Consider the following 16,014-nt stretch of genomic DNA (forward strand, 5'->3'; position numbering starts at 1 on the left):
GCCCCAATCACCGACCATCTCTTAGGGGCTAACTTCAACCCGCCGGGAATTTTGATTTCGACGGTTGGAGTCGAGGTCCGCGCCGCCGCGGAGGAGGGCGCGGCGCTTCTCCAACATTTAAATCTGACTCACCCGCCTGCATTTTTCAATTCCCGGCACTCTCTATGCGGCGGGTCCTCAGCACCTTTTCCAGCCAGCCGAGTTCCATTTCCGGCACCGATTCCAAGAGCAGGTCGGTGTAGTTGTCGAATGGTGGCGACAGCACCTTGGACTTTGGCCCGAAACGGACCAGCTTGCCCCGGTGCATGACCGCGACCGAGTCGGCGATGGCACGGACGATGGCGATGTCATGGGTGATAAAGACGTAGGAAACAGCGGTTTCCTCCTGGAGCTTCAGAAGCAGATTCAGGATGCCTTCGGCCACCAGCGGGTCGAGCGCCGATGTGGGTTCGTCGCAGAGGATCAACTCCGGTTTCGCCGCGATCGCCCGAGCAATAGCAACGCGCTGCTTCTGCCCACCTGACAGTTCCGCAGGATAGCGGTCGAGGAATCGATCGCCAAGTTCGATCTGTTCGAGCAGTTCCTTTACCCGTTCCGTCTTCTTCGCGCCGTGAACGCCGTAGTAGAAGGTAATCGGTCGGCCGATGATATCGCGCACCGTCTGCCGCGGGTTCATCGCTGTGTCTGCCATCTGGTAGATCATCTGCACGCGGCGCAACTGGTCTTTGTTGCGTGAGTTCAACGCCTTCGACAGTTTCTTGCCATCAAAGGTGATAGTGCCTTCGGATGGCGGGAGTAGGCCTGTAATGACACGTGCGAGCGTCGACTTGCCCGAGCCACTTTCGCCGACGACCGCCAGCGTTTGACCCTTCGGCAGATGCATCGAAACATCGTGCAGTACCTTGAAGCCATTAGCGTAGCCGGCGGTAACGTGGTCGATCTTCAGGAGCGTGTTGCTCTGGTCGACCGCTTCCGTGCGCTTGGTTTGCCGTACGTTGACCAGCGCACGGGTGTAATCCTTCCGTGGCGCTTCGATGATCTGTTGCGTCGTGCCATATTCGATCGCCTTGCCGTGACGCAGTACCATGATGTCGTCGGAGATCTGTGCGACGACCGCGAGGTCATGAGTGATATAGAGAGCGGCGGTACGCGTCTCCTCGATTGCATGCTTTATGGCGGCAAGCACGTCGATCTGTGTGGTGACGTCAAGCGCTGTCGTCGGTTCGTCGAAGACGATCAATTCCGGCTTCGGGCAAAGTGCCATCGCCGTCATGGCGCGTTGCAACTGTCCACCCGAGACCTGATGCGGGTAGCGCTGGCCGAAGATGTCCGGGTTGGGAAGGCCCAGCACTTTGAACAGGTAGAGGGCGCGCTTTTCCGCCTCTTCACGGCTCATGATCTTGTGGCGCAGCGCTGCTTCCATCACCTGCTCGCCGAGTTTGTGAGCCGGGTTGAAGGCGGCGGCTGCCGATTGTGCGACATAACAAACTTTGCAGCCGCGAATGGTACGTACGCCATCACGGCTAAGCGTCAGAATATCCTTGCCGTTGAGTAGGACCTGGCCGCCGGTGATTTTCGCACCGCCACGGCCATAGGCAAGGGCGGAGAGGCCGATGGTCGACTTGCCAGCTCCGCTTTCGCCGATCAGGCCGAGCACCTTGCCCTTTTGCACGTCGAAGGACACGTTTTCCACTAGGGTCACCATTTTGGGCGGTTCCCCAAACGGATAGCTCGTCGCCTCGATCGTCAGATTTTTTACGGAAAGCAGATCAGGCATCGCCGCGTCCTCCCTTAAGGCTCGAGGTCCGTCTCATCAGCCAGTCGACGACAAGGTTGACGCATATTGCCAGGCCAGCAATCGCCCCGCCCGGAACAAGGGCAGCGGAAATGCCGAAGATGATGCCGTCCTTGTTATCCTTCACCATGCCGCCCCAGTCGGCGGCGGGTGGCTGGATGCCGAGACCCAAGAAGGAGAGGGTGGACAGGAACAGAATGGAAAAGGCGAACCGCAGGCCGAATTCGGCTAGCAATGGCGATAGCGTGTTTGGCAGGATTTCCCGGAAGATGATCCAGCCCGTGCCTTCTCCGCGCAGCCGTGCCGCCTCGACAAACTCCATCACCGCGACGTCGAGCGCCACGGCCCGGCCTATGCGAAACACACGGGTGGAATCCAGGATTGCCATGACGAGGATCAGGATCCAGAGCTGTTGCGGCAGAGCTGCCAGCACGACGAGGGCGAAGATCAGGGTTGGGATCGCCATCATCAGGTCGTTGAAGCGTGAGAACAACTGATCGACGAAGCCGCCGGTGACCGCCGCCGTGAACGACAGCAACATGCCGAGTGAGAAGGAGGTAACCGTCGCGGCAAGCGCTACGAAGATCGTTGTCCGCGCGCCGTAGATCAGACGTGACAACAGGTCGCGGCCGAGGTTGTCGGTACCAAGCAGAAAATCACCACCCATCGGCAACCAGATGTCGCCAACCACGTCGCGTTCACCGAAAGGCGCAATCCATGGCGCGAAGATGGCGCAGAACAAGGCCAGCACGATGCCAACGATGCCAACCCATGCACTTAGGGGGATAGAGCTTAATCTCATCGCGGGTGCCTCAATCTCGGGTTGGCAAGAATGGCGAAAATATCCGCAGCCATGTTGAGGAAAATATAGAAGGCGGCAAAGATCAGGCCGCAGGCCTGCACCACTGGCATGTCGCGCACCGTGACCGCATCGACCATGTACTGGCCCATGCCCGGATAGACGAATACCACTTCCACAACGACGACACCGACCACGAGATAGGCGAGGTTAAGCGCAATGACATTGATGACAGGAGCGACGGCATTTGGGGCGGCGTGTCGGGCGATGATACGAAAAGCACCTAGACCTTTCAGTTCAGCCGTCTCGACGTAGGCCGATGACATGACGTTGAGAATCGCGGCGCGGGTCATACGCATCATATGGGCGAGAACCACCAGCACGAGCGTTGCTATCGGCAGTGCAATGGCTGAAAGCCGGGCTCCAAAGCTCATTCCGTCATAAACGGTGGCGGGGAAGGTGGCTACGCCCATTTGCACGGCGAAGAACAGGATCAGGAGATAACCGACGAAAAATTCAGGCAGTGAGATTGCAGCCAAGGAAAAGACATTGATGATCTTGTCCGGCAACCGGTTTCGGTACTGAACCGAAAGCATACCGAGCCCGACGGCCAGCGGAACGGAAACAATGGCGGCGAAGAAGGCGAGAAACAGAGAATTCCCGAGACGATTGCCAATCTGTTCGCGGACAGAATTTTTGCTTGCCCAGGATTTTCCGAAGTCACCCGTCAACGCATTGCCGAGCCAGCTGACATAGCGTTCGGTTATCGGGCGGTCCAGACCGAGATCCTTACGGATGTTTTCAACTGCTTGCGGTGTTGCCGACTGGCCAAGATAGGTGGTCGCGAAATCACCAGGCAGAGCTTCAACGCCGCCGAAGATCATCAGCGATACGGCAAAGAGAAGACCAACGCTCAAGCCAAGCCGCTGGATAATGAGAGCTGCCAAAGGACGGCGCAGGCTGAAACGGCGCAAGAAAGTGCCAGTCACGACACTTGTCTGGGGTGTGGCGGCGGTCGCTGGAACTGGGGCGGGCTGTGAGAGGCTTTCGCCCCTCATAGCCGGTACCGAGGTCAGCGCCGGACCCTTGATCGGTCCAAGGCCAGCCATCAGGCGTTAAGCCAGACGCGGGTTGCGACATAGCCATTCGACAAGTCGCTGCCGATATCGTGAACGTAGCCCTTAACTGCTTTGGTCGAGGCGTTAACAAAGTCGTTGAACATGGGTAATATCACCCCACCTTCGTCACGGACCATCACTGCCATGTCCCGATACATATCCTTACGCTTGGCGTTATCCAGTTCGGAGCGTGCCTCAAGCAGGATTTTGTCGAAGTCCGGGCGCAGGAACCGTGTATCGTTCCAGTCAGCGCTCGACAGGTAGGCTGTCGAATACATCTGGTCCTGTGTTGCGCGTCCACCCCAGTAGGCGGTCGAAAAGGGCTGAACGTTCCAGACATTTGACCAGTAACCATCGCCCGGTTCACGCTTCACTTCGATTTCGATGCCTGCCTTTTTGGCACTTTGCTGATAAAGTACGGCGGCATCGACTGCACCGGGGAAGGCGACGTCTGACGTACGCAACAAAACCGGGCCGCTATGGCCGGACTTCTTATAGTGGAAGGTTGCCTTATCCGGATCATAGGCGCGCTGCTCAATGCCTTCGGGGAAGAACGCATAGGTGTCGTTTATCGGAAAATCGTTGCCGACCTTTCCGTAACCGCCGAGAATAGTCTTGACCATATTCTCGCGATCAATCGAATATTTCAGCGCCAAGCGCAGGTCGTTATTGTTGAGCGGTGCAGCGTTGCAATGCATGTTGAACACGTAATGACCACGACCTGAAGTCGACAGAATTTCAACGTTGGGTGCGCGTTTCAGCAGGTTTACAGTCTTGGGATCGACGCTGTTGATATAATGCACCTGATCGGAAGACAGCGCCGCAACGCGTGCCGTTGCATCGTTCATGTTGATGATTTCGATCGAATCCACATAACCACGATCCGTTCGCCAATCCTCGGTATTTTTCTCCAATGTTGTACGTACGCCCGGTTGGAAACTTGTCAGCTTGTAAGGGCCAGTGCCGATGCCGGCCCCCGGATCGTCGTATCCGCCGCCAGGTTGGATGACGAGGTGGTAATCTGTCAGCAAAAGTGGCAGGTCAGCATTACCTTCGCTCAGAACTATAACCAGATTGTCTCCATCAGCCTTGATTTCCTTGATAGACTTTAGGACGCCGAGCGCACCGGATTCCGACTTCGCGTCGGTGTGGCGCTGTAGGGTCTTTATGGTGTCTTCGATCGTCAAGTCTTTGCCATTGTGGAACTTGACGCCTTTGCGGATTTTGAATGTCCATGTGGCTGCGTCGGCAGACGGTTCCCAGCTTTCTGCAAGAGCAGGAACGGGTGCGCCCGTCAACGGCTCTGTTTCCACGAGCATGTCGCCCCAGCAGCGGCCAACACAAAGCATCACTTGCGAAAGAAATTTTGCTGGATCGTTCGAGTCGGTTGCTGCTCCACCTGAAAGGCCCAGCTTAAGGTGGCCTCCGCGTTTGGGTTGCTGCGCCTCGGCGTTAGGCGCAAAAAGCATACCCACACCTGACAATGCTGCGCCTGCGAGAAGAGTGCGACCCATGAATTCGCGACGGCTAAGGCCCGCGGCTTCAGGAGCGCTGACTGGCATGGTCTTATATTCCATTTTTGATCCTCCCTTGATATGTCAGCGCCGCATATTCCCACCCCCTCCCAGGGATATCACTCGCGGAAATCGCGAGATCGAGCGTTAACGGAGCCATTGGCATTCAAGATAGACGCAAAATCGAGAATGAAAGAACCAACAATAAAGATGCCTATGGCCATATTTATTTTATGAGTTCGGACAGGTTGTCACCACGTATCAATGACCTCAACATTCTCATGGTGTTAAAGCATTTCTGAAAATAGAAAAATCGTCCCGATTCAACCTATAAAAAAAATGCACCCTTAAGCCCAATTTAAATTTCTGGCCCCCGCTTATCCTTGCTCTTACTCGTGTTGCAGGAACGGGATGAACCGCGACTGCTTCGACGCCATCGTCAGGAAGACAAACGAGTCTTGATAAAAGCCAATTGAAATAACCCCCGGACAGTGTCCGATGGGAATGGAGGAAACGTATGACTCAGCCATCTGAACATTTGCCTCTAAAAGGCGTTCGTGTCGTCGATTTCGGTCAGCAGATTGCTGCACCTGCCGTTGCCATGATCCTTGGCGACCTCGGTGCCACAGTCGTTCACATAGATCCGCCGACCGGCCCTCAGTGGGATCATCCCGCAAACGCCATCCTGAACAGAAACAAGCGCGTTATCAATATTGATCTCGACACTGACGAAGGGCGCTCCCAGGCACTTGAGCTTATTGATAACGCAGACGTTGTCATCGAGAGCTTCCGTCCGGGCGTATTGAAATCACTTGGTATCGATTTCACGGACTTGCGTAACGGCAAGCCCGAACTCGTCACACTGTCAATACCTGGCTTCGCCAGCAATGACGACCTTCGCCGTGAATGGAAAGCGACCGAAGCGATTGTGGCGGCCACGGCAGGTGCCTTCACAGACATGGGCTTCAATCGCGTACTCATGGGATTAAACCCAAGCTTCTCGCCTCTACCACTGGGTTCGGCCTATGCAACTACTCTCGCAGCTGCCTCCGTAGCTCTTGCGTTGCAATCCCGTGTGTTGACAGGTCGCGGTGATGCGATCGAAGTGCCTATCATCGCAGCATTGATGGAGGGACTGTCATACAATTCTTACGTTATTGAAGGCCTTCCTGATCGTTATAAAACAATGCGGGAGCACGAGATCGAACATCGCAAGGCCAATGGTATTGAGATGGATTTGAGCTACGAAGACCTGCAAGAATATCTGGATCCGTTTTACCGAACCTACAGATGCGCCGACAACCGCCTTTTCTATTGCGTTTGCCCATCTCATCGAAACCACGCCAAAAGAGCGCTTACTGTCCTCGGGATTTACGACGAACTCGTTGCAGAAGGGCTTCCGGAGGTGAATGACCTTCACCTGCCCATTAAGGAATGGAGCGGTGAGACTTCTATCGGCGTTTATCCGCTCCCCAAAAAATGGGCGGACATTATCTCTGCCAAGATGAAGAAGGCATTCCTGACAAAGACTTCGGAAGAATGGGGACGTATTTTCGGCGAAGGCCAGATACCAGGGGCGCCGCACCGCACTACGGCCGAGTGGGTCAAAGACGAGCACACCAATACCGCAGGGCTGATGGTCAAGGTCGATGATCCGGTTTATGGCAGGATGACACAGCCTGGACCCGTTGTGTGGTTTGAGGCGAGCGCGGCCGCAATGGTAAATCCTACTCCACGGTCCGCTGTTTCGTTCATTGACGCCCTGGCAGCTTTACAGGCGGCGAGCGATGGAGAATCGAGACACTGTGCCAAGAAATCGTCTCAACCTGCAAAGGAACGAGCCGGTTGGCTTGACGGGGTAAAAATACTCGACCTCACCAATGTTATCGCGGGTCCGCATTCCACTGCCTTCCTGTCGCGCTTCGGTGCGAAGGTTATTAAGCTCGACCCTGTTCGTCCCCTTTATGACCCGCTGATCGGCACATTGTTCACGTTCCAGACGGGCATGGGGAAAAATAGCGCCCTCGTGGATATCATGAAGCCGGAAGGCCGTGAGGTTTTCAATCGCCTTGTGCGCTCGGTCGATGTGGTCGTTATCAACGCCCCCGAACGCCAGCTCGAGTCGTTGGGACTGGACGAAAAAAGCCTTCTGGCCATTAACCCTGCTGTCATCTTCAGCCGTCTCGATTGCTTCGGGGGACCCCTCAAAGGTCCTAAAACGAATTACATTGGTTATGATGACATCATCCAGGCAAACAGCGGGATTATGAGTCGTTTCGGTGGAACGGAGACGCCCGAAGAGCACGCCCATCTCGGTACGCTGGACGTCAATTGCGGCTTCGCTGGCGCTCTCGGCATTGCAGTTGCCCTGTATCACAAACACAAAACAGGAAAGCCGTCGCGTTCAAGAACTTCGTTGTCGGCGATAACGAACCTCGCACAAATTCCGTTTGCGTTCGATTATGAAGGGCGCGCGCCATTCGACGAGCCATCGGGTCGTGGTGTACTTGGATATAATGATCTGTCCCAGTTCTATCGTACGGCAGATGGTTGGATTTACCTTGACTCCACGAATGACGAAATCGGTAAACTTAACATCGTCGAGGGGCTGGAGGGCATCGATCTTGCTAATGATATCGGCGCATTCCTTAAGAATGCCATCAGGGCAGCGCCGTCCAGTGCATGGGTAGATCGTCTGACCGCCGTGGATGTTGCCGTCGCTCAACCGATGTCGATCGAGGAACTGCGGGATTCTTACAGCCGGGAAGCAGATGGGAAAGCGGGTACCGATCTTGGAAGTTTCGCATTTTCCGTGCATCGTGATCACCCCAGCGGCCACGTCCTCATTCAGATCGATCACTATGCTATTCGTCCGACAGACGCTCGAATTTCGTCGCCGTCTCTCCCCGAACGATGGGGTCACTCGACGCGGGAGGTTCTCAAAGAGGTCGGTTACGATGAGAGCGCCATCCAGTCGATGCTGGACCGTTATATCGCTTCTACCGGATGGGCGAAGGAATTCCTGCCGAGCTGAAGCCCGCTTGGCGTACTGCGGAATCAAGCGATGATTATCCGACGCGCCAACGAAAACAGGAGCTTCGGGCGGCGCGACCGCCCGGGAAAGTGGTGAGGAGGATTTTCGATGAAGAGCCAGTTTGATTCGGAATTCGATTACATCGTCGTGGGTGCGGGCACAGCGGGATGTATCGTCGCCAACCAGTTGTCGGCTGATCCGCGAAATCGAGTTCTCGTTCTCGAGGCGGGCGGTAGAGACAACTGGATCTGGTTCCATATTCCTGTGGGCTATCTGTTCGCCATCGGTAACCCGCGGGCAGACTGGATGTTCAAGACGGAGATAGAGAGTGGGCTCAATGGGCGAGCTCTCGCCTATCCGCGTGGCAAGGTAGTCGGCGGATCTTCGGCTATCAACGCCATGATCGCTATGCGGGGTCAGGCCGCGGACTATGACCAATGGCGCGACCTTGGCCTGCCGGGTTGGGGGTGGAGCGACGTTCTCCCGCTCTTCCGAAAAATGGAAGATCACTTCCTCGGTGAAAGCGAAGTGCACGGAGCGGGTGGGGGGTGGCGAGTAGAGCCCCCGAGATTGCGATGGGACATTCTGGACGCGGTCCGCCGGGCGGCGCAAGAAATGGGCATACCTGCCAGTGAAGATTTCAACACAGGCGATAATGAGGGCGCAGGCTATTTCCATGTCAATCAGAAGCGCGGGCGACGCTGGTCCTCCGCGAGAGGTTTTCTTAAGCCGGTCCTGAAAAGACCGAATCTCAATCTCGTCACCAACGCGCAGGCGGAAACATTGTTGTTCGAAGGCAATAAGGTTGTTGGTCTACGCTATCGCCAAGGTGCAAAAATTGTAACCGCCCGGGCACGCGGCGAAGTCGTGCTCAGCGCTGGCGCGATCGGTTCTGTGCAGGTTCTTCAAAGGTCGGGAATCGGACCGAAGGAATGGCTGGCTGCAGCGGGAGTGGAGACCATTCTGCACCGCAGGGGCGTCGGAAGCAATCTCCAAGATCATCTTCAGCAGCGTGCGATATTCAAGGTATCCGGTGTTCGTACCCTCAACGAAACATACTCCTCGTTATGGCGACGGGGAATGATGGGGGTTGAATATGCTCTGCTTCGGCGCGGACCTTTGACAATGGCCCCGTCCCAATTGGGCATTTTTACCAGATCAAGCCCTGAACACGACCGAGCGAATATCCAGTTTCACATACAGCCACTTTCGCTTGAAAAATTCGGTGAGCCGCTCCACCGATTTCCGGCGATAACAGTGAGTGCATGCAATCTTCGTCCGACATCCCGAGGCTATGTCAAATTGAGAAAAACAGACCTGGAAAGCCCTCCAATCATCGCTCCAAACTATCTGGCGACAGAAGCCGACCGCGTGGTTGCCGCCGATGCCATACGGGTCACACGAAAGCTGATGGCCCAGAGTGTGCTGAAGCGCTATTCGCCGGTTGAAGCTCTTCCAGGGCCATCGGTGTCAGATGATGCGGATGCCCTCGCAAAGGCGGCTGGCGACATCGGCACCACCATTTTCCACCCTGTTGGTACCGCGAAGATGGGCCGCCAGGACGACGAAACGGCCGTTGTTGATTCGCGGCTTAGAGTGATCGGGATTCAGGGATTGAGGGTCATCGACGCTTCGATCATGCCAACGATTACCTCCGGCAACACCAATACTCCCACAGCGCTCATCGCGATGAAAGGAGCAACCATGATGCTTGAGGATGCCAGGTCGAGATGAACATAGGGACATCGTCCTGTTTCTGAACTTTCAACGCGAATGAGGTACGCATGGTGCCTGTGGATGGCTACGCCGGGTCATTTTGGCCCGCCTCGACGGTAAGCCAATTCCAGAACGCTTCCATCTGCGGCGTCGAGTTTCGGTGAGTTGGACGAACTGCATAGAAGGCTTCGGTCGTCGGGACGCGTTCATCGAAAGGTGCTATCAGACGTCCGCTTTCTAGAAAATTAGCAATTAATGATGTTCGACCCAATGCAAACCCGTGCCCTAAGGCTGCCATTTCCAAAGCGCTGATCAGCGTATCGAACTGCAGGCCACGCGACACGTCAACGTCCCAGTATTCACGTTGCTTCAACCAGTAGCCCCAACCCTCTTCATACCCGATGACGTGCAAAAGGGTGTTGCGACCGAGAGCGACGGCTGCGTTCTCGAACGTGCCGTTTGACATGATCGATGGGCTGCATACTGGAACGAGCTCGTCTCTGGTCAGACGTTCGGCTAGGAGGCCGTTCCAGCGACCACTCCCGTATCTGATTTCGATATCGACTTCCCTCTTCTCGTCCTCAACCCAGATGTTGCTGCTGAAGTGTAACACGATATCGGGGTGCATTTGGCGGAAACGCATGAGTCGTGATGAAAGCCAGGTCATAAAGAACACAAGGTTGACCCGCACAGTCAGCACGCGTGTAAGTCTCCCGCCGAAAATTTCGTTTGTTGCGACGCTTAAACGCTCGATGCTTTCTCTTACCGCCGGCATATAGGCCCGGCCAGCATCCGTAAGTTCGATGCCGCGAGCCTTTCGCTTGAAAAGCGGCGTCCCGAGATGGGTCTCGAGCCCCTTTATTTGTTGGCTGATGGCGGCCTGGGTTAGATTAAGTTCGTCTCCGGCTATGGTAAAATTTAGCGAACGGGCAGCTGCTTCAAAGGAACGAAGCCAGTTTAGCGGTGGCAATTTTCTTTTCATCTGATGCCGGGTACCTTGTACTCTGTCTATGATGAAATCAGAAGAAGGGGACTATATGACGCTTTTGGTTAAGATATTGATGAACGGGATACGCCATATAAATTGAGCTAATTTAGTATCACCGTCCCCATTGGACGAAGTGTTTTCCACTATATCGTTCAAACACTCAGGGACTGAACTGCACCCCATTTCGACCGGACAGTTGAATAGCCCCGAGATTTGTAGACGCCTTCTTTCCTAAATTTGAGGCAAGAAGAGCATCATGAGAAAATCGAATTTCAGCGGAGAGTTCAAGCGCGACGCGGTGCGTCAGATCACGGAACGGGGCTATCCGGTTGCGGAGGTTTCGCAGCGGCTGGGTGTGACCCGCACTCGCTTTATGAGTGGAAGAAGAAGTTCTCTTTGGCGTCTGGGAACCAGGGTAACGACCAGTCCGAAGAGATCAGGCAGCTTAAAAAGGAGCTGGCGCGTGTCACCGAGGAGCGCGACATATTAAAAAACGATCACGGGCTTTGGTCCGCCTGTGCGCGGTAGAAACGGGTCGTGCTACGCTGCCGGTCGGAGGGGAGTTGCCGACTGCTTTTTGGAGGCGTTTACCCCGTTAAAAAACGTGGCACATGGGCTGTTGTGGACTTGAGAATGGTGACGCGGTTTAGGCGGCGATCCCGGTTAGGAAATTGACGAACTTGCTCGGCCCAGCCCCTCCCGATTCAAAGGAGGAGAAGCCGTGCCAAAGACAAGTTCATCAATGCCGCAGAACCTCACCCGCTTGAACCCTGGAGCGGCGGCCATCGACATCGGGTCCACGATGCATATGGCTGCGGTCAATCCGGATTGTGCCGATATGCCAATTCGTTCTTTCGGGACCTTCACCCACGATTCGCATGATCTCGCCGCTTGGTTCAGATCCTGTGGCGTCACCAGCGTGGCGATGGAATCGACTGGTGTTTACTGGATCCCGGCCTTCGAGATCCTTGAGCAGCACGGCTTCGAGGTGATCTTGGTCAACGCGCGTTATGCAAAGAATGTCCCGGGTAGGAAGACCGACGTCAGCGATGCGGCATGGCTTCGCCAGTTGCATTCCTATGGCCTGCTGCGCGGGAGCTTTCGGCCGAACGCACAGGTCGCAACGCTGCGTGCTTACCTGCGCCAGCGAGAACGGCTGGTCGAGTATGCGGCAGCTCATATCCAGCATATGCAGAAGGCTTTGATGGAGATGAACTTACAGCTCCACCATGTTGTCTCCGACATCACAGGCGCGACCGGCATGAAGATCATCCGTGCGATCGTCGCCGGCGAACGCGATCCCGACGTTCTGGCATCGTTGCGTGATGTTCGTTGTCATTCCTCTGTCGAGACAATCAGAGCATCGCTGATCGGCAACGATCGTGATGAGCACGTGTTTGCCCTGTCCCAGTCACTGGAGCTTTACGACTTCTACCAGGCGAAGATGCTCGAATGCGACCGCAAGCTTGAAGCGTCGATTGCGTTCATGACCGTGGGCCCTGAAGCGCCGCTCCCGCCGCGACCAAAGGTCCGGACGAAGACCAAACAGACGAATGCACCGTCCTTCGATGTAGGAGCTGCACTCTACGGTCTCACCCGGACAGATTTGACCCAGATTCATGGCCTGGGCTCCTCGCTTGCGCTAAAACTCATAGGCGAATGCGGAACGGATCTGAGAGCATGGCCCTCTGCCAAGCACTTCACATCGTGGCTCTGCCTTGCACCCGGCAACAAGATCTCCGGCGGCAAAGTGCTTTCGTCCCGGACCCGTCGATCCTCTAGCCGCGCGGCGGCGTTGTTGCGGTTGGCTGCCACCACAATTGGGCGAAGTGACACCGCCCTCGGCGCGTTTTACCGACGGCTGGCAGGGCGTATCGGTAAGCAGAAGGCAGTGACGGCGACGGCCCGCAAGATTGCAGTCCTTTTCTACAATACCCTGCGATTCGGGATGGCGTATCGCGATCCAGGCGCTGCGGCCTACGATGAACGGCATCGTGGCCGCGTCGTAGCCAACCTCCAGCGGCGCGCCCGGTCCATGGGCTACGAACTGGCACCCATAACGGCTGGAGACTGTGTTTCTTAGGAAGCAGCCGCGTATTTCGCCAGGGATGCAAAGTGAAGTACGCGTTCGTTGCCCAGCATCAACAGCGGTTTTCGGTGCGAATGATGTGCCGCCTGTTCCGCATCCATCCCAGCGGCTTTTACGCCTGGCTCCGGGTGCCCTTGAGTGAGCGGGCTTGTGAAGACGAACGGCAATCCGGCTTCTGCGGAAAGCCTGGGAGGAAAGCGGCAAGGTCTACGGTTATCGCAAGCTTCACGACGACCTGCACAATCCCGGTGGCGCAACCAGCCAACCATCGTGATCAGAGCACGAGCCGGAAAACTCCAGCTTCCGGCGATTCAAGGTTTGGTCTCAGAGCACATCTCTTCAAGACTCCCGTAATGTTAAATACGAAGGAAGATCTCCTGCGGCTCTCATCATTTGGCGGATGCGCTCGATTAACTCGTCAAGGACAGCAATTCTCTGCGCGCCAATTGGCCGTATCGCGTAGTAGGACACTTCGATCTTAGGTTCGAATGGTATCGCCACCACTTCGGCACCCGCAGAACGAAGGCTGGTATGATCCACGATGCCGACACCCATGCCCGCCGATGCAAAATGGCAGCAGTTCAGCATTGACGTTTCCATCGTGCTTATCGGCTGGTGGTCTTCGATTGAGAAGGCGCGGTCAAGTGCGAGCCTGAGCGGAGAATTGCGGCCGGGAATGAGTACTCGTTCATCGAGAAGGTCATTTGGCGTGACGACCCGGCGGGATGCCAAGCGATGATCTGCCGTCATTGCGGCGACGGCATAGGAACTGTGTAGAGGCGTGGCGTTCTTGTCCGCCATTCTGGGAGAACCGAAAACCAGCCCGAGATCGTAGCGGTTCTGGTCGACCATATCCCATATATGCCGGCTGTTTTCGACGTCGATCACCAGCGGAATATCCAGCCGGTCGCCAATGGTTTCGACAATCGCCCGGTGCAGATAGGGGCGAACCAGCGATGTCACGCTGCCAATGCGCAGAACGGTATTCTTGTGCGCGCGTATGTCATCGGCGGCCTGAGCAATCTGGTCGAGGCCGAGATAAAGCCGCTCGACCTCCCGATAAAACTGTGTGGCTTCGGCGGTTGGAACCAACCTGGCACCGACCCGTTCAAACAACCGCATCTGCACGATATCTTCGAGATCGCGGATGAGACGACTGACGGCCGGCTGGGTGACGTTCATGGCTTCGGCGGCGGCAGTAATGCCACCGGTCATCATCACGGCTCGAAACGCTTCGACCTGCCTCGGTTTCAGCCTCACTTGGTTTCCTCCATAACATTGCGGCATGGTTTAAGTACAAAATGCAATTTTTCTTTTGCCAGGTAAAACGTTAATTCGTCTTTTACCCGCAGGGAGCGCGGGTTGGACAACCCGGAGGAGTCCCCGTTATGAAGTTTTCTGTTTTCGCAGCCGCAGTGGCAGCGTCCGTTTTTGCCATGCCGCTAGCAAGCCAGGCGAGGGATCTGACCGTTGGCCTGTCTGCCTCAACGACATCCATGGACCCGCAATTTTATGTCGTCGGCCCCAACAGTGCGATGGCGCGCAATATTTTCGATGGCCTCGTCAACCAGGATGACAAGCAGCAGATCCAGCCGGCGCTTGCGGTTTCCTGGAAAATCGTCGACGACACAACCTGGGAATTCAAGCTGCGTGAAGGTGTGAAGTTCCACGACGGTAGCGATTTTACCGCTGAAGACGTGATCGCCAGCATCAGGCGCATTCCACTTGCCTCGACCAACAGCCCAAGCTCGTTTGCCGCTTACGTGAAGGCCATCACCGAGGTGGAAGCGGTCGATCCGCTGACGGTTCGTATCAAGACCGCCGGTCCGACACCGCTTCTTCTCAACAACCTCAGTCGTATCGCCATTCTTCCGGCCGAAATGGAAAAGGTCGCGACTGGAGAAATGAACACAGGCAAGGGTGTCATCGGCACTGGCCCGTTCAAGTTTGTTTCCTGGTCGCCGGACGACAATGTCGTTGTTGCACGCAATGATGCCTATTGGGGCGAAAAGGCCGCATGGGACAAGGTAACCTTCCGCGTCTTCAAGAACCCGAGCGCCCGCGTTGCCGCGATGCTTTCTGGCGATGTCGACATGATCGAAAGTATCCCGACGGCCGATACTCGCCGGTTTGAGGCGTCAGACAAGCTAAAGGTTGTCAATATTGCGGGCAACCGCATCATGTATCTGCACATGGATCAGGCCCGCGAGGAGTCGCCGTTCGCCAAGGGACCTGATGGCAAGAACCCACTTCTGAAACCGGAAGTCCGTCGCGCATTGTCGCTCTCGATCAACCGTGAAGCACTTGTTGATCGTATCATGGACGGACAGGGTGTTCCGGCCGGTCAGGTCGTCCCGGAAGGTTATTTCGGTTACGACCCGGCAATCAAGGTCGATGCCTATGATCCGACAAAGGCCAAGCAGCTGCTTGCGGATGCTGGTTATCCGAACGGTTTCTCGCTGACCTTCCACGCCTCGAATGACCGTTATCCGAATGACAGCAAGGTTGCGCAGGCCATCGGCCAGTTTTTCAGCCGTGTCGGGGTGAAGACCGAAGTCGCCACCCTGCCGGGCAGCGTCTATTTCACACGTGCCTCGAACCTCGAGTTCTCGTTCATCATGGGTGGAGCGGCCGTGGAAACCGGCGAAGCCTCCGGCGTTCTTGGCCCGATCCTCGAGACCTACGGCGAAAAGGCCGGTCAGGGCAATCGCGGTCGTTATTCCAACCCGGAATTCGACAAGGCCCTGAACGAAGCCCGCTCGACGCTCGACGACGCCAAGCGTGAGGAACTTCTGAGGAAGGCCACGGAAATAGCGATGACGGATCTCGGTGTCATTCCCGTTTTCTATCTCGCCAACACCTGGGCGGTGAAGAGTGATATCAACTATGCGGGTCGTTCCGACGGTTACACGCTTCCCTACTACGTGAAGCCGAACTGATCGAAGAAAAGGAGCGGTCTAC

Annotated in this window: 10 protein-coding genes and 2 pseudogenes; 6 read left to right on the forward strand and 6 right to left on the reverse strand. The window is 55.9% G+C overall.

What is annotated here, in order from left to right:
• Positions 1 to 145: 145 nt before the first annotated feature.
• The 4 genes from O8B93_RS24885 to O8B93_RS24900 are packed head-to-tail and all read right to left on the reverse strand — an operon-like array spanning position 146 to position 5,289.
• Positions 146 to 1,777 (reverse strand): ABC transporter ATP-binding protein, encoded by a 1,632-nt coding sequence (locus O8B93_RS24885; protein WP_269712490.1) that lies wholly within the window; start codon positions 1,775 to 1,777, stop codon positions 146 to 148.
• Positions 1,770 to 2,597 (reverse strand): ABC transporter permease, encoded by an 828-nt coding sequence (locus O8B93_RS24890; protein WP_269712491.1) that lies wholly within the window; start codon positions 2,595 to 2,597, stop codon positions 1,770 to 1,772. The genes O8B93_RS24885 and O8B93_RS24890 overlap by 8 nt, the downstream gene beginning before the upstream one ends.
• The gene (locus tag O8B93_RS24895) at positions 2,594 to 3,652 is read right to left on the reverse strand and encodes an ABC transporter permease (protein WP_405049091.1); all 1,059 of its coding nucleotides are present in this window, start codon (positions 3,650 to 3,652) and stop codon (positions 2,594 to 2,596) included. Before O8B93_RS24895 ends, O8B93_RS24890 begins: the two co-directional genes overlap by 4 nt.
• A 50-nt stretch (positions 3,653 to 3,702) precedes the next feature.
• Positions 3,703 to 5,289: an ABC transporter substrate-binding protein gene (locus tag O8B93_RS24900; RefSeq protein WP_269712493.1), complete on the reverse strand. Its 1,587-nt coding sequence runs from the start codon at positions 5,287 to 5,289 to the stop codon at positions 3,703 to 3,705.
• Positions 5,290 to 5,743: 454 nt separating this feature from the next.
• Here O8B93_RS24900 and O8B93_RS24905 point away from each other — a divergent pair, with 454 nt between their 5' ends.
• Together O8B93_RS24905 and O8B93_RS24910 are read left to right on the forward strand one after the other, a co-directional pair.
• Positions 5,744 to 8,260, forward strand: coding sequence for a CoA transferase (locus O8B93_RS24905; RefSeq protein ID WP_269712494.1), 2,517 nt, complete (start codon positions 5,744 to 5,746; stop codon positions 8,258 to 8,260).
• Between the two features lie 108 nt (positions 8,261 to 8,368).
• Entirely contained in the window at positions 8,369 to 9,994 is a 1,626-nt protein-coding gene (locus O8B93_RS24910; protein WP_269712495.1) for a GMC family oxidoreductase, read from the forward strand.
• 67 nt (positions 9,995 to 10,061) lie between these two features.
• On the opposite strand, the gene O8B93_RS24915 is transcribed toward O8B93_RS24910, so the two are convergent.
• Positions 10,062 to 10,958, reverse strand: coding sequence for a LysR substrate-binding domain-containing protein (locus O8B93_RS24915; protein WP_269712496.1), 897 nt, complete (start codon positions 10,956 to 10,958; stop codon positions 10,062 to 10,064).
• Positions 10,959 to 11,220: 262 nt separating this feature from the next.
• Between O8B93_RS24915 and O8B93_RS24920 the strand changes: the two are divergent.
• From O8B93_RS24920 to O8B93_RS24930, 3 genes and pseudogenes are all read left to right on the forward strand, one after another.
• Positions 11,221 to 11,456, forward strand: a pseudogene (locus O8B93_RS24920) (transposase); the annotation flags it as partial.
• 250 nt (positions 11,457 to 11,706) lie between these two features.
• On the forward strand, positions 11,707 to 13,047 hold the full coding sequence (locus tag O8B93_RS24925) for an IS110 family RNA-guided transposase (RefSeq protein ID WP_405049092.1): 1,341 nt from the start codon (positions 11,707 to 11,709) through the stop codon (positions 13,045 to 13,047).
• Between the two features lie 2 nt (positions 13,048 to 13,049).
• Positions 13,050 to 13,303 (forward strand): annotated as a pseudogene (locus O8B93_RS24930) (IS3 family transposase); the annotation flags it as partial.
• An 89-nt stretch (positions 13,304 to 13,392) separates the two neighbouring features.
• Here O8B93_RS24930 and O8B93_RS24935 read toward each other — a convergent pair.
• Positions 13,393 to 14,313 carry a LysR family transcriptional regulator gene (locus O8B93_RS24935; protein WP_269712498.1) on the reverse strand — a complete coding sequence of 307 codons (921 nt, stop codon included), beginning with the start codon at positions 14,311 to 14,313 and terminating at the stop codon, positions 13,393 to 13,395.
• Between the two features lie 128 nt (positions 14,314 to 14,441).
• On the opposite strand from O8B93_RS24935, the gene O8B93_RS24940 reads away from it, so the two are divergent.
• Entirely contained in the window at positions 14,442 to 15,992 is a 1,551-nt protein-coding gene (locus tag O8B93_RS24940; RefSeq protein ID WP_269712499.1) for an ABC transporter substrate-binding protein, read from the forward strand.
• Positions 15,993 to 16,014 lie beyond the last annotated feature (22 nt).

Origin of the sequence: Martinezella rhizogenes (genome assembly GCF_027460065.1) — a bacterium.
Classification (GTDB): domain Bacteria; phylum Pseudomonadota; class Alphaproteobacteria; order Rhizobiales; family Rhizobiaceae; genus Agrobacterium; species Agrobacterium rhizogenes_C.

Bases quoted from the DNA above. Each gene is read 5' to 3' on its own strand.
- O8B93_RS24925 (WP_405049092.1), top strand. From the start codon at position 11,707: ATGCCGCAGAACCTCACCCGCTTGAACCCTGGAGCGGCGGCCATCGAC.
- O8B93_RS24885 (WP_269712490.1), bottom strand. From the start codon at position 1,777: ATGCCTGATCTGCTTTCCGTAAAAAATCTGACGATCGAGGCGACGAGC.
- O8B93_RS24900 (WP_269712493.1), bottom strand. From the start codon at position 5,289: ATGGAATATAAGACCATGCCAGTCAGCGCTCCTGAAGCCGCGGGCCTT.
- O8B93_RS24915 (WP_269712496.1), bottom strand. From the start codon at position 10,958: ATGAAAAGAAAATTGCCACCGCTAAACTGGCTTCGTTCCTTTGAAGCA.
- O8B93_RS24890 (WP_269712491.1), bottom strand. From the start codon at position 2,597: ATGAGATTAAGCTCTATCCCCCTAAGTGCATGGGTTGGCATCGTTGGC.
- O8B93_RS24940 (WP_269712499.1), top strand. From the start codon at position 14,442: ATGAAGTTTTCTGTTTTCGCAGCCGCAGTGGCAGCGTCCGTTTTTGCC.
- O8B93_RS24910 (WP_269712495.1), top strand. From the start codon at position 8,369: ATGAAGAGCCAGTTTGATTCGGAATTCGATTACATCGTCGTGGGTGCG.
- O8B93_RS24905 (WP_269712494.1), top strand. From the start codon at position 5,744: ATGACTCAGCCATCTGAACATTTGCCTCTAAAAGGCGTTCGTGTCGTC.
- O8B93_RS24895 (WP_405049091.1), bottom strand. From the start codon at position 3,652: ATGAGGGGCGAAAGCCTCTCACAGCCCGCCCCAGTTCCAGCGACCGCC.